This window comes from Trueperaceae bacterium (assembly GCA_036381035.1).
In the GTDB taxonomy this organism is placed as follows: domain Bacteria; phylum Deinococcota; class Deinococci; order Deinococcales; family Trueperaceae; genus DASRWD01.
The window spans coordinates 1-13,405 of the sequence record DASVDQ010000037.1 but is presented as its reverse complement, the minus strand read 5'-3'; the positions used below and the strand labels follow the sequence as shown (position 1 = coordinate 13,405).

At 72.6% G+C, this 13,405-nt stretch carries 12 protein-coding genes; 8 read left to right on the top strand and 4 right to left on the bottom strand.

The window, feature by feature from the left end; genetic code table 11:
- Positions 1-11 precede the first annotated feature (11 nt).
- The gene (locus VF202_05705) at positions 12-587 is read right to left on the bottom strand and encodes a hypothetical protein (GenBank protein ID HEX7039586.1); all 576 of its coding nucleotides are present in this window, start codon (positions 585-587) and stop codon (positions 12-14) included.
- A 188-nt stretch (positions 588-775) separates the two neighbouring features.
- Between VF202_05705 and VF202_05700 the strand changes: the two genes are divergently transcribed.
- Positions 776-1,693: a Gmad2 immunoglobulin-like domain-containing protein gene (locus tag VF202_05700; GenBank protein ID HEX7039585.1), complete on the top strand. Its 918-nt coding sequence runs from the start codon at positions 776-778 to the stop codon at positions 1,691-1,693.
- Positions 1,694-1,780: 87 nt separating this feature from the next.
- On the opposite strand, the gene VF202_05695 is transcribed toward VF202_05700, so the two are convergent.
- The 3 genes from VF202_05695 to VF202_05685 all read right to left on the bottom strand — a co-directional run bounded on the left by VF202_05695 (position 1,781) and on the right by VF202_05685 (position 4,394).
- Complete coding sequence (locus tag VF202_05695) at positions 1,781-2,542, bottom strand: hypothetical protein (protein ID HEX7039584.1); 762 nt, start codon at positions 2,540-2,542, stop codon at positions 1,781-1,783.
- Between the two features lie 236 nt (positions 2,543-2,778).
- Positions 2,779-3,702: an arginase family protein gene (locus tag VF202_05690; protein HEX7039583.1), complete on the bottom strand. Its 924-nt coding sequence runs from the start codon at positions 3,700-3,702 to the stop codon at positions 2,779-2,781.
- Complete coding sequence (locus VF202_05685; protein HEX7039582.1) at positions 3,699-4,394, bottom strand: IclR family transcriptional regulator; 696 nt, start codon at positions 4,392-4,394, stop codon at positions 3,699-3,701. Before VF202_05685 ends, VF202_05690 begins: the two co-directional genes overlap by 4 nt.
- A gap of 209 nt (positions 4,395-4,603) precedes the next feature.
- On the opposite strand from VF202_05685, the gene VF202_05680 reads away from it, so the two are divergent.
- The 7 genes from VF202_05680 to hutU form a co-directional block, all read left to right on the top strand.
- A complete protein-coding gene (locus tag VF202_05680; protein HEX7039581.1) occupies positions 4,604-5,743 on the top strand; it encodes an ABC transporter substrate-binding protein in 1,140 nt (379 codons plus the stop codon).
- Positions 5,740-7,434, top strand: a complete 1,695-nt coding sequence (locus VF202_05675) for a urocanate hydratase (GenBank protein HEX7039580.1) — start codon at positions 5,740-5,742, stop codon at positions 7,432-7,434. The genes VF202_05680 and VF202_05675 overlap by 4 nt, the downstream gene beginning before the upstream one ends.
- Positions 7,427-8,749 (top strand): imidazolonepropionase, encoded by a 1,323-nt coding sequence (gene hutI / locus VF202_05670; protein HEX7039579.1) that lies wholly within the window; start codon positions 7,427-7,429, stop codon positions 8,747-8,749. The genes VF202_05675 and hutI overlap by 8 nt, the downstream gene beginning before the upstream one ends.
- Positions 8,746-9,618, top strand: coding sequence for a branched-chain amino acid ABC transporter permease (locus VF202_05665; GenBank protein ID HEX7039578.1), 873 nt, complete (start codon positions 8,746-8,748; stop codon positions 9,616-9,618). Before hutI ends, VF202_05665 begins: the two co-directional genes overlap by 4 nt.
- Positions 9,619-11,316 (top strand): branched-chain amino acid ABC transporter ATP-binding protein/permease, encoded by a 1,698-nt coding sequence (locus VF202_05660; GenBank protein HEX7039577.1) that lies wholly within the window; start codon positions 9,619-9,621, stop codon positions 11,314-11,316.
- A complete protein-coding gene (locus VF202_05655; GenBank protein HEX7039576.1) occupies positions 11,313-12,002 on the top strand; it encodes an ABC transporter ATP-binding protein in 690 nt (229 codons plus the stop codon). Before VF202_05660 ends, VF202_05655 begins: the two co-directional genes overlap by 4 nt.
- A gap of 29 nt (positions 12,003-12,031) precedes the next feature.
- A partial coding sequence (gene hutU / locus VF202_05650; protein HEX7039575.1) for a urocanate hydratase occupies positions 12,032-13,405 on the top strand: 1,374 nt, incomplete at its 3' end.

The window sequence follows — 13,405 nt, the reverse complement described above, 5'->3', positions numbered from 1 at the left end:
GCTCGGGCGGCTCAGTTCGCCGGCGGCTGGACGATGAGGTTGGGCAGGCCGGCCTCGACGCCGATGGGCTCGAAGGTCGCCGTGTTGCCCTGCGCGTCCGTCACCTGGATGCTCCAGCCGTACATGCCCGGAGGGAAGTCGGCTGGTATGGCCCAAGGTCCGCGGAAGAAGTCGGCGCCGGGAGGCGGTCCCTCCGGCGGTGCACCCTCCTCGCCGCCCGCGGGCGGTGCACCCTCGCCGGCGGCCGGCGGCGCGCCCTCGCCCGCCTCCATGGGGGGCGGGTAGAACATCTGTATGGGCTCGACGCCGTCGATCATGACGGTGGCCGTGATGCCGCGCTCCTGGATGTCGTCGAACTTCAGCTCCTGGCCCGTGGCGGCGTCGTAGACGACCATGCGGAACACGACCATCTCGCCGCCGAAGAACACGGCGTTGGGCACGCAGGCGGGGCCCATGGCCCCCTGAGCGCCGCGCACCTTGTCCGCCTTGATGAAGTAGGCGGGCGCCTGGGCCGCGGCCATCGTGCCCGCCACGGCGAGCACTAGGGTTACCGCGACCTGCCTCCATAACGAACCGTTTTTGGTCACGTTAATGACCATAGCACCAGCGAGTATTAAGTCAATGGGAAGGCCGGCCGCAGGTTCGTGTGGCGGGCCCCCGGTTGCGTCGCCTACCATCACCCATGCCTTCGTCCCGATCGGCACGTGGCCTCCTGGCCTGGGCGGCGCTGACAGCGCTCGCCGCGCCGTCTCTGGCGGGAGGAGACGCGGACTCCATGACCATCGCCGGGGGACGCGTGAGCCTCGACCTGCCCCCCGGTCTCTCCCTGGCCGTGAGCCAGGCGCAACTGCTCACCGACGCCTCGCCGCCCCCCTGCCGCGAGGGCTTCACCTACTGCCTCTACCTGCCGGACGACGCCTACGCCGGCACGAACCTGCGCTCCGCCGGCCTCGGCATCACGCGCCGCACCGACCTGCGCTCACCGGTCTCGTGCCTCCTGGCGCAGCCGGACGGCTGGTCGAACCTGCAGCCCGGGGTCGTCTACGCGGAGCCGCCGGGCGACGGCGGCGCGGCCGCGGGCGGCGAGGCGGGCGAGCCTCCCGCGCGTCCGCCGGCCACCTCGCGCTTCGGCGACGTGGGCGAGGGCGCGGCCGGCAGCTACACGCTAGGCGAGGTGCTGAGGCTCTTCGACGGCGAGGAGTGCTGGGAGCTCGAGACGCGCCTGGCGCTCACCCGCTTCGAGAACTACCCGCCCGGCGCGGTCCTCGAGTTCACCGAGGAAGACAGGGCCGACGTGGAGTCGCTGCTGTGGGCGGTGCTCGACAGCGCGTCGGTCCTCGGCACGCCGGTGACCTGGCCGACCGAGGGCAAGAGCGACCTCTCCGCGTTCGTGCGCGTCGACCTGCCCGCCGAGGTCACGAGCCCCCTGACGCTGCGCGGCGAGGCGCGGGGCCCGTGGTTCTTCGAGGGCTCGTTCCCGGTGCGTCTGCTGGGGGAGGACGGCACCCAGATCGCCTCCGGCTTCGTCACCGCGCAGGGCGAGTGGATGACGGAAAGGTTCGTGCCTTTCGAGGGCCAGCTCGAGTTCACGGTGTCCGGCCCCACCCCCGCCGTGCTGGTGCTGGAGCGCGACGACCCGTCGGACCTGCCGGAGAACGGCGCCGCGGCGCGCTACGAGGTCACGCTGAGGTAGGACCCGGCCGCCGTCGCCGTGCCCCCGACGAGCCGCGGGGCGCAGCCGCTCCGCGGCGGGGCGCCCACGGACCCGTCCCCGGCGCGCCTACGGCGCCGTGTCGTACGCCATGCCGAGCCAGGCTCCCTCGAAGGTCCCGTCCGTGACGGTCGCGAATTCCTCCGTCGGGTCGACCTCCATGACGATCTGGTTCCAGCCGGACACCAGCTCGACGTCGATGTCGATCACCGTCTTCGCCGGGTTGACCCCGTCGTCGAGCACGCAGCTCCCCTGCACGGTCACGTCGTCGGCGGCGAAGGTGAAGCTGCCCATCTTGAAGGGCTCGGACGGCACGGTGTCGATCGACGGCGCGTCGGTGTAGACGACCAGGCCGTCGGAGTAGGTGCCGCTGGCGGTGAGCGGGCCCAGGCTGGCGGTCGGCACCATGGCACCAGACGTCATCCACACCCTCAGCACCTGTACCGGCTTCGAGGCCGTGGTGGTGCAGGTGACGTCCCCGAAGAGGGACTGGAACGCCTGCCCGGCCGGCGCGAGGTACGCGGCGGGTATGTCGGAGCCGTCCCCGAGGTCCCACTCGAAGTTGCCGTCCGCGTCCAGGACGTCCGAGTCGAGCGCCAGCCACTTGCCCTCGTAGTCCCGGGACAGCGGGCTCAGGCCGGTGGCGAAGCCGTAGGTGCTGGGGTTGGTCGCGACGAGGCTGATGACGGTGGGCACGGGCAGGTCGCCGACGTTGATGACCTTGCCGGACACGGGGTAGACGGGCTCGGGCTCGCTAGGGGGCTGGGGCGTCGAGCAGGCGGAGAGGGCGAGCAGGGCGGCCAGGACGAAGGGTATGGACTGCCGGCGCAACTTGAGACCTCCTCGTGTCAGGGACTCGTTATCCCCGTCTCGTGCTTCGGCCGGTCAGTCTAGGTAACGGTTCCGCCGAGACGCCGTGCATTCCGCTACGCCGTCCCCGCTGTCGTTCGCGACGTCGCCCACGCGGTCCGTCCGGCGCCGGACGCCCGGCGACGCGCGCCGACCCCCGCCGCCTAGCGCCGCGCGCCCGCCATGGCCGCCCAGCGCCGCGCGCCAGCCATGGCCGCCTAGCGCCGCGCGCCAGCCATGGCCGCCACGCCCAGGCGCACGATGCCGAGGGCGGTGAGGCCGTTCACGTCGCGATCTGGGTAGTACTCGGCGAAGCCTATGCCCGCCAGGCGCCCCCTCTCACACAGGCCGCGCAGTAGGTCGAGCCCGTGCCAGTAGGTGAGGCCGCCGGGCGCCGCGGCGGCGGTGCCGGGCATGACGGCAGGGTCGAAACCGTCGACGTCCACGGCCACGTAGTACCTGCCGCCCTCGGGCACGTGCGCCAGCGCCGCGGCCACGCCGCGCTCGTGCACCTCGCGAGCCGTGACGACCGCGTTGCCGCGCGCCAGCGTCGCCTCCAGCTCCTCCCGCCTGGCGCTGCCCACCCCGCGGGCGCCCACGTGCACGACCTTCTCCACCCAGGGCATCTCGGCAGCGCGCCTCATGGGGCTCGAGTAGCCCCAGCGCTCGCCGCCCACCTCGTCGCGGTAGTCGATGTGCGCGTCCACCTGCACCACGGTCACGGGCCCGAACCCTTGGTAGGCGGCGAGGGCGAACGCCGGCGTGGAGTCGTCGCCGCCGAGGACCACCGGGACGGCGCCGCGCGCCAGCAGCGCGGCCACGGCGCGGGTGGCCGCGGCCTCGGGGCCCGGCCTCTCGCCCGCCGGCGTCACGGCGTCGCCCACGTCCACCACGCGCACCGACGCCGGGAGCAGCGGCCCGCCCGAGTCGAAGTCGTGGTGCTCCCTGAACGCCCCGTAGCGAGCGGAACGCTCCCGCACGGCCCGCGGCGCCTGCGCCGCCGCCGTCGCAGGCGCCGCCGGGTCGTAGGGCACGCCGTGCGGGATGCCGATCACGGCGAAGTCGGCCTCCATGGCGTCCAGGTCCGTGGTGACCGGGCTGGCGAGGAAGCTCGTCGTCTCAGGCGGACGCGTCGTGGTCATCGCCGGTCCTTCCCGCCGGCGTCCGCCGGCGCGGCGTCGTGACGGCGGTGCGGCCAGGTGCCGCCGATCCGCCTCGTCAGCTCGGCGGCCTCCCGCGCCAGGCAGCGGCCGAACTCCTCGCTGTGCGGCAGCACCCGCTCCGTCGGTCCGGTGATGTTCATGGCCGCCACGATCGCCCCGGAGTGGTCGTACACGGGCGAGGCCAGGGCCGTGATCCCCGGCTCTACGGTCGCCCGCGCCATGCACCACCCCTCCTCGCCCACCAGGCCCCTCACGGCCGCGCCGATGGCCGTGCCCTCCTGCGGCACGGTCTGGCCGAGCCAGCTGTGCGCGCGCAGCGCCTGCTTCGTGACGCGCTGGTCGACGTAGAGGACCTCGTCGTGGGCCGTGGGCACGCCGAGGTTCGTGGTCTCTCCGGTCTCCGCGGTCACGTTCTCCAGGTGGCGTCCGGCCAGGGCGAGGATCTCGACGCTCTCGCGCGCGGCGAGGCCGAGGTGGAGCACGGCGGGTCCGTAGGTGTACGTGCCGTCCTCTAGTCGGTTCAGGAAGTCCTCGTCCTCGAGCGTCTGCACCAGCCGCAGCGTCGTGCTGGGCGCGAGGCCGCTCGACCTGGCCAGGTCGGTGAGCGACGCCCCCGACCGGCCCGGGCCGATGCTCTTGAGGATGCGCAGCGCGCGCGTCACGGCGCGCACGCCGCGGCCGGTCTCCTCGCCTCCCGCGGTCCCCTGCCGACGCGGTCCCTTGCCCCGGGAGCTAGTTGACACTTTCCACCTCGTGGTAGAAAATACCGCCAGGCGGAATGAGGTGCAACGTCAGGTGCGCGGGCGGCTTCGTCGCTCGCGTCGCACTGGCCTAGCAGCGGAACGCACGCACCGGCGTCATCCGGATCCAAGGAGGGCTCATGAGGCGACTCGTCCGGCTACTAGCGATCACCGTGGCGGTCCTCGGCGTCGCTCAGGCGCAGGAAGGACCCATCAAGATAGGCTTCTACGCGCCGCTGACGGGGCCGGCGGCCGAGGACGGCCAGTCGGCGCTCAACGGCGCCGAGGTCGCGGTCGCGGCCATCAACGAGGACGGCGGGGTGCTCGGCCGGCCGGTCGAGCTGGTCGTCTACGACGACGCGTTCTCGCCCGACGAGGCCGCGAACGTCACGCGGCGGCTCATCGAGCAGGACGACGTCGTGGCCGTGGTGTCGGGCTCCTACTCCTTCACGACGCGCGCCGGCGCGCCCATCGCCCAGCAGGCCGGGGTGCCGTTCGTAGCGGCGTACGCGGTGCACCCGAGCATCACTGACGTCGGCCACCTGGTCTTCCGCATGGGCACGCTGGCGACGATCCAGGGCGCCGCGGGGGCCGAGCTCGTGGCCAACCGCCTGGGGCTCATGCGCGCCGCGGTCCTCATCGTCGACAACGACTTCGGCACCTCGCTGTCGGAGGCGTTCGTCGAGCAGTACGAGCGGCTCGGCGGCGAGGTCGTCATGCAGGAGACCTACCCGCTGGGCGAGTCCGACTTCCGCCCGCTCATCAGCGCCATCAGGCGAGCCGACCCCGACGTGATCTACGCGACGGGCTACTTCAGCGAGGCCGCGCTGTTCGTCAGCCAGCTTCGCGAGGCCGGCATCGACACCCAGGTGATCGGCCAGGAGGGCTACGACTCGCCCACCTTCATCGAGCTGGCCGGCGACGCCGCCGAGGGCGTCATCATCACCACCGAGCTGAACCGCGACTCCGACCGCGAGGTGGTGCAGAGGTTCCTGGCGGACTACCTGGAGCACGCCGGTCAGCCCGCCGACGCGGTGTCGGCGACGAGCCACGACGCCGTCCTGTTCGTGGCCGAGGCGATCGAGCGCGCGGGGACCACGGAGGCCGAGGCCGTGGCCGCGGCGATGGCCGGCATCACCGACTTCGAGGCGGTCTCGGGACCGATCTTCGAGTTCACGGAGACGCGCGACGCGGTGCGGCCCGTGGCCATCCAGATCGTGAGGGACGGGGAGTTCCACTTCTACGACGAGATCGATGAGCGGGACCTCGCCCTAGAGTGAGCCCCGCCTCCCCGCAGGGTGCCGGCGACGGGCCTTCGGGGCGCCGGGTCGTGGCGGCCGCGAGGGGGCCGGTGCTGCGCTGCCGCGGGTGGAGGCAGGAAGCGCTCCTCCGCATGCTCGAGAACGTCCTCGAGGTGGGCGAGCGCCCGGAGGACCTGGTCGTCTACGGCAGCTTCGGGAAGGCCGCTCGCGACTGGGACAGCTTCGACCGCACGGTCGCGGCGCTAAAGCGGCTCGAGCTCGACGAGACGCTCGTGATCCAGTCGGGGAAGCCCATCGGCGTCTTCAGGAGCCACGAGCGCGCGCCGCTGGTCGTGATGGCCACCAGCAACCTGGTCGGGAGGTGGGCGACCGAGGAGCACTGGTACCGGCTCGAGGCCGCCGGCAAGACCATGTGGGGCGGCTACACGGCGGGCGACTGGCAGTACATCGGCTCCCAGGGGATCGTGCAGGGCACGTACCAGACCTTCGCCGCGGTCGCCGAGGAGCACTTCGGCGGGAGCCTGAGCGGCCGTCTCGTCGTCACCGCCGGCCTGGGGGGCATGGGCGGCGCCCAGCCCCTGGCGATAACCATGGCCGGCGGCGTCGGGATCTGCGTCGAGGTCGACGAGCGGCGCATCGAGCGGCGGCTGCGGACCGGCTACCTCCAGCGGAGCACGGCGAGCGTCGAGGAGGCCGTGGCGTGGGCGGAGGAGGCGCGGCGGGCGGGCGAGCCGCTGTCGATAGGGCTGTTGGGCAACGCCGCGTCGGTCCTCCCGCGGCTCGCGGAGATGGGCGTGCGGCCCGACGTCGTCACCGACCAGACCAGCGCCCACGACCTGCGGCAGGGCTACGTGCCCGTGGGCGTGGACCTCGAGACGTGGCGCGAGCTGCGCGAGACCGACCCGGAGGGCCTCAAGGAGCGCGCCAGGGCGTCCATCGTCAAGCACGTGAGCGCGATGCTCGCCTGGCAGCGCGCCGGGTCCGTGGCCTTCGAGTACGGCAACAACATCAGGGCGCAGGCGGCCGAGGGCGGCGTCGAGGACGCCTTCGAGATCCCCATGTTCGTCACCCGCTACATCCGGCCCCTCTTCTGCCGCGGCCTCGGCCCGTTCCGGTGGGTCGCCGTGTCGGGCGACGAGGGCGACATCGACGCGATCGACGAGATGGTCCTCGACGCGTTCCCCGAGAACGAGATGGTCCAGCGCTGGATCCCCATGGCCAGGAGGCACCTCAGGCACCAGGGCCTCCCGGCCCGCATCGCCTGGCTGGCGCACGGGGAGCGCTCGCGTCTGGCGGGCATGGTCCAGCGCGCGGTGGCGCAGGGTCGCCTGAGCGGCCCCATAGCCTTCACGAGGGACCACCTGGACGTGGGCGGCGTCAGCCAGCCGCTGCGCGAGACGGAGGGCCTCCTCGACGGCACCGACGCCGTCAGCGACTGGCCGCTGCTCAACGCCCTGCTCAACGCCGGCAACGGCGCCGACCTGGTCGCGATCCACGCCGGGGGCGGCGGGTACGCGGGCTACTTCCAGAGCGCGGGCGTCACGGTGGTGGCGGACGGTTCGGGCCCCGACGACCGCGTCGTGGACACCCTCGAGGCCGACACCGGCATCGGGATCCTGCGCTATGCGGACGCCGGCTACGAGACCGCCGTCGCCACCGCCAAGCGCTCGGAGATCAGGAGCCTGCAGCCGGAGGTCGAGCTTGGTTGACCTCCTCGTGACCGACATCGGGGAGCTGGTCACGTGCCGCAAGCCGGCGGGCTGCGCGCGCGGCGAGAGGGACCTGGCCGACCTCGAGGTGCTGCGGGACGCCGCGGTGGCGGTCGCGGACGGCGTCATCGTCGACGTGGGCGGCAACGCGGACCTCAAGGCGCGCCATGGAGACGCCCGCCGCACGCTCAGCGCCGGCGGGCGATTGGTGAGCCCCGGGCTCGTCGACTGCCACTCGCACCTCCTCCACGGCGGGTCGCGTCACGAGGAGTACCAGTCGCTGGTCACCGGCGCGAGGGTCCCGGGCAAGGACCTGGACGAGGGCATCAGGTACACGGTCAGGCGCACGCGCGAGGCGACCGACCGCGAGCTGGTCGAGAGGGCGCTCTCCGACCTGGACGCCATGCTCGCGCACGGCACCACGACCCTCGAGGTGAAGACGGGCTACGGCCTGGACCGCGAGCAGGAGGAGAGGCTGCTGCGCCTGCAGGCCGGGCTCCGGCACGACGTCCGCCTGGTGCGCACCTTCCTCGGAGCTCACGTGGTGCCGGAGGAGTACGCGGACGACAGGGCGGCCTACGTCCGTCTCGTGATCGAGCTGCTCGACGAAGCCAGCGGCCTCGCGGAGTTCTGCGACGTCTGCTGCGACCCCACGGCGTTCACTTACGAGGAGTGCCGCAGCATCGCCGAGGCGGCCCTCGCCCGCGGCATGCGGCTCAAGCTCCACGCCGACCAGACGGGCTGGGCGCGGGGGACCGAGCTGGCCGTCGAGCTGGGGGCGACCTCCGTCGACCACCTCGACTACGTCAGCGACGAGGCCGTGGCGATGCTGGCGGGCAGCGAGGTCGTGGGGGTCCTGCTGCCGGCCGTGACCCATCACATGCTGGAGATGGTGCCGGTCCAGGACCAAGGCCGCTGGGTGGGGCCCAAGAAGCCGTTCATGCCGGAGCTGGCCAGGCGGCTGATCCGGCGCGGCGTGGTGGTCGCGCTCTCCTGCGACTACAACCCCGGCACGGCGCCCACGTTGAGCATGCAGGCCACGATGCAGCTCGCCTCGCGGCTGTACCGGCTCAGCTACGCCGAGGTCTGGCACATGAGCACCATCAACGCCGCCAAGGCCCTGGGCCTGGAGCGCGAGGTCGGCAGCGTGGAGGTGGGCAAGCGCGCCGACCTCGTGCTGTGGAGCGTGGCCGAGCACGGCATGGTCATCAACAGGTTCGGGACGAACCTGGTGGACAGCGTGGTCAAGGACGGCAGGCTGGTCGTGGCGGGGGGTCGGAGGACGCCGGCGGCCGGCGCCGGTGCGGACCGATGATCGTAGCGCTCGAGGTCGCCGCCAACACGCTGACCCAGGGCTCGGTCTACGTGCTGACCGCCATCGGCCTGACCATGGTCTACGGCCTGCTCGGCATCCTCCACGTGGCCCACGCGGCCGTGTACACCTTCGGCGCCTGGATGGGGTTCCTGACGTGGCGGGCGACGGGCTCGTTCTGGCTGGCCCTGCTCGCCGGCGGGGCGGCGTCCGGCGCGGCGGGAGTGGGCATCTTCGAGGGCGTGTACCGGCGCATCGCCGACAGGCCCAAGCTGGTCCCCCTCATCGCGAGCGTGGGCATACTCATCGTCGCCAGCGCCGTCTTCGAGAGGCCCTTCGCCATCGGCACCCGCCGGCTGCCGTTCAGGCCCGACACCGGCCTCCCCGCGCTGGAGACGGACCTCGTCTACGTGGGACCGACCGGGGTCGCGCTGATCCTCGTGGCAGCCCTCGTCGTTGCGGGCCTGCTGGTCGTCTTCCGTCGCACGCGTCTGGGCCTGGACTGGCGGGCGCTGAGCATGGACGCCGAGATGGCCGAGGCGATCGGCATACCGGCGCGCCTGAGCATGAACCTCGCGTTCTTCCTCGGCTCGTTCCTCGCCGGCCTGGGCGGGGTGCTCGTCTCCGGCTACGAGGGACGCGTCTTCGCCGCGATGGGCGACGTGGTCTCCTACAAGGCCTTCATCGTCGTCGTCCTGGGCGGCCTCGGCAACGTGCCCGGCGCGATAGTGGCCGCCTACCTGTTGGCCTTCATCGAGAGCTTCGCGATCACGGTCTTCGGCTACGTCCTGCCGCGCGACGCCATCGGCTTCACGCTCCTGATACTCGTGCTGATGTTCCGCCCGCAGGGGCTGTTCGCGAGGGGCGCCTAGGTGGACTACCTCTTCTCGATCGGCATCTTCGCTGCCATCTGGGCGGTGCTCGTGCTGTCCCTCAACGTCCTGCTCGGCTACGGGGGCCAGGTCTCCCTGGGCCACGCCGCGCTCTTCGGCGTGGGGGCGTACACGGCGGCGGTCGCCGCGACGCGGTACGAGCTGGGCTTCCTGCCCGCGTTGCTGGCCGCCCTGGTGGTCACGGCGGCGGTCGGGGCCGTCATCGGGCTGCCCAGCCTGCGCGTCAAGCACGACTTCCTCGTCCTCGTGACGATCGGCATCAACTTCATCTTCATAGGCGTGGTGGCGTACACCGACTTCCTCGGCGGGACCCTGGGGATCGTGGGGATCCCCCAGCCCAGCCTCGGCGGCCGGCCCCTGGAGAACTGGGAGTACTTCCTCCTCTGCCTCGTCGTCCTCGCCGCGGTCATGTACCTCACGTCCCGCCTGCCGCGCACCTGGGGCGGCCTGGGCCTCATCGGTCTCAGGGACGACGAGGAGGCGGCCAGCGCCGTCGGGGTCGACCCCGCGCGCTACAAGATCGTCGCCTTCGCCCTGGCGGGCGCCATCGCCGGCGTGGGCGGCGCGCTCTACGCGCCGTTCGTGGGCAACGTGTCCCCCGGCCGCTTCAGCTTCCTCGAGTCGGTGACCCTGATGTCCATGCTGATCTTCGGCGGCGTGGGCACGGTGCGGGGGGCGGTGTTCGGCGCCGTGGTGCTCAAGACGCTGCCCGAGGTGCTGCGCGGCTTCAACGAGTACCGCTTCGCCGCGTACGGGATGCTCCTCCTGCTGAGCATCGTCTTCATGCCGCAGGGCGTCCTGGGGCGCGACTCGTGGCTGGGGCGCAGGCTTGACAGGTGGCTCGGGCGCGCCGAGGTGGGACAGGTGCCCGCCGGGAGGGCGCCCGCCGCCGCTCGCCCGGCCCGGGTGCCGCGGCGCGCCGCCGGGACGACGCACGCCGAGCTGGCCATCGAGGGCGTGACCGTCGACTTCGGCGGCCTGCGCGCCCTCAACGGCGTGTCATTGAGGGTGCGGTCGGGGGAGGTGCTGGGGCTGCTGGGCCCGAACGGCGCCGGCAAGACGACGCTGTTCAACGCCATCGTGGGCGCCGTCCCCCTCACCAGCGGGCGCGTCGTCCTGGGCGGCGAGGAGATCCAGCGCCTGCGGACGCACGCGACCGTCGCGCGCGGCGTGGCGCGCACCTTCCAGATCGTGCGGCCGTTCCAGTCCCTGACCGTCGCGGGCAACGTGCTCGCCGGCATCGGCGCGCCCGAGTACCCGCGCCTCGGGGCGTTCTGGCGCCCCAACGCCCGCGGCGCCGGCGCGGCCCGGGAGGTCGTCGAGGAGGTCGGCCTCGCCGAGCTGGCGGACGTGAGGAGCGAGGCGCTGCCCGCCGGCCTGCTCCGGAGGCTCGAGGTCGGCAGGGCGCTCGCCACCGGCGCCGGCGTGCTGCTCCTCGACGAGCCGGCAGCGGGCCTCACCCACGCGGAGGCCGAGGAGCTCGCCGCGGAGATAAGGCGCATCGCCGACGCGGGGAAGGCCGTCGTGCTGGTCGAGCACAACATGCGCTTCGCGCTCGGCCTCTGCGACCGCGTGGCCGTCCTCGCCTCCGGTGAGCTGATCGCCGAGGGCACGCCGGAGGAGATCGTGAAGGACCAGCGCGTGATCGCCGCCTACCTCGGCGAGGAGCCGCTGTGAGCGCGCTGCTGGAGGCCCGGGGCGTGAGCTGCGGCTACGGCCGCCTCAAGGTCCTGCACGACGTGGACCTGCACGTGGGCCGGGGCGAGCTGGTGGTGCTGCTGGGCGCCAACGGCGCCGGCAAGTCCACGCTCGTCGCGGCGCTGGTCGGTTGGCTCAAGCCGACGAGCGGGTCGATCGCGTTCAAGGGGCGCGACGTGACGGCGCTCGCCCCCTGGTCGCGGAGCAGGGCGGGGCTCGGCGTCGTCCCGGAGCGCGGGCGCGTCTTCGGGGACCTCACCGTCGCGGAGAACCTCGAGGTCGCGAGGCCCACGGCGGAGGGGCTCAGGCGCGTGCACGAGGTCTTCCCGATCCTGGCGGAGCGGCGGCACCAGCTCGCCCGGACCCTGTCCGGGGGGCAGCGTCAGATGCTGGCCCTGGCCCGCGCGCTCGCCAAGGAGCCCGAGCTCCTCCTGGTGGACGAGATGTCGACGGGGCTGATGCCGATGCTGGTCGCGGAGCTCTTCGCCGTGCTGCGTCGGCTGGCCGACGCGGGGCTGCCGATACTGCTCGTGGAGCAGAACACCAAGGTCCTGGACATCGCCGACAGGGCCTACGTGATGCAGACGGGCAGCATCATCCTCGAGGGGGACGCGGAGAGCCTCAAGCGCGACGAAGGAGTGAGGAAGGCGTACCTCGGCGCGTAGCCGCCGCGGGCGCCGAGACGAGGACGAGCATGAGCGAGAAGACAGTGACCGTAAGAGCACCGAGGGGCGCCCAGAGGACCGCCAAGGGCTGGATCCAGGAGGCGGCGAAGCGGATGCTGATGAACAACCTCGACCCCGAGGTCGCCGAGAAGCCCGAGGAACTCATCGTCTACGGCGGGCGCGGCAAGGCCGCGCGCACGTGGGAGGACTTCCACCGCATCGTCGCCACCCTCGACAGGCTCGAGGACGACGAGACGCTGCTCGTGCAGTCGGGCCGGCCCGTGGGCGTGTTCAGGACGTTCCCCCAGTCGCCCCGGGTGATCATCGCGAACAGCAACCTCGTGCCGAGGTGGGCGACGTGGGAGCACTTCGACGAGCTCGACAGGGCGGGCCTGATGATGTTCGGCCAGATGACGGCCGGGAGCTGGATCTACATCGGCACCCAGGGAATCCTCCAGGGCACCTACGAGACGTTCGCCGCCGCCGCGCGCCAGCGCTTCGGCGGGAGCCTCGAGGGCACGATCACGGTCACGGCCGGCCTCGGCGGCATGGGCGGCGCGCAGCCGCTGGCCGTGACCCTGAACGGCGGCGTGGTCGTCGCCGTCGAGGTCGACAGGGAGCGCATCGAGCGGCGCATCAGGACCCGCGACCTCCACGCCTGCACCGCCGACCTCGACGACGCCCACCGCCAGGCCGAGCGGGCGAAGGCCGAGCGGCGCGCGCTGTCGATCGGCCTGCTGGGCAACGCCGCCGAGGTGCTGCCCGAGATGGTGCGGCGCGGCTTCACCCCGGAGCTCGTCACCGACCAGACGAGCGCTCACGACCCCCTCTACGGCTACGTGCCGCCGCTCGCTCCCGACGAGGACCCGGCCGCGGCGCGCGCCGCCGACGCGAGGGCCTACCGCACGCGCGTCCTGCAGGCCATGGCCGAGCACTGCCGCGCGATCGTCGAGATGCAGAGGCGCGGCGCCGTGGCCTTCGACTACGGCAACAACCTGCGGGCGTTCGCCAAGGAGGGCGGGTTCGACGACGCCTTCGCCTACCCCGGCTTCGTGCCCGCCTTCATCCGCGACCAGTTCTGCGAGGGCCGCGGGCCGTTCCGCTGGGTCGCGCTGTCGGGCGACCCGGAGGACATCTACCGCACCGACAGGGCGCTGCTCGAGCTGTTCCCCGACGACCAGGGGCTGCGCCGCTGGCTCACGGACGGCGTGAGGACGTTCGCGTTCCAGGGCCTGCCGGCGCGCATCTGCTGGCTCGGCTATGGGGAGCGCGACAAGGCCGGCCTGCTCTTCAACGAGCTGGTGCGGAAGGGCGAGGTCAAGGCGCCCATAGTCATCGGCCGCGACCACCTCGACGCCGGCTCGGTCGCCAGCCCCTTCCGCGAGACCGAGGCCATGCGCGAC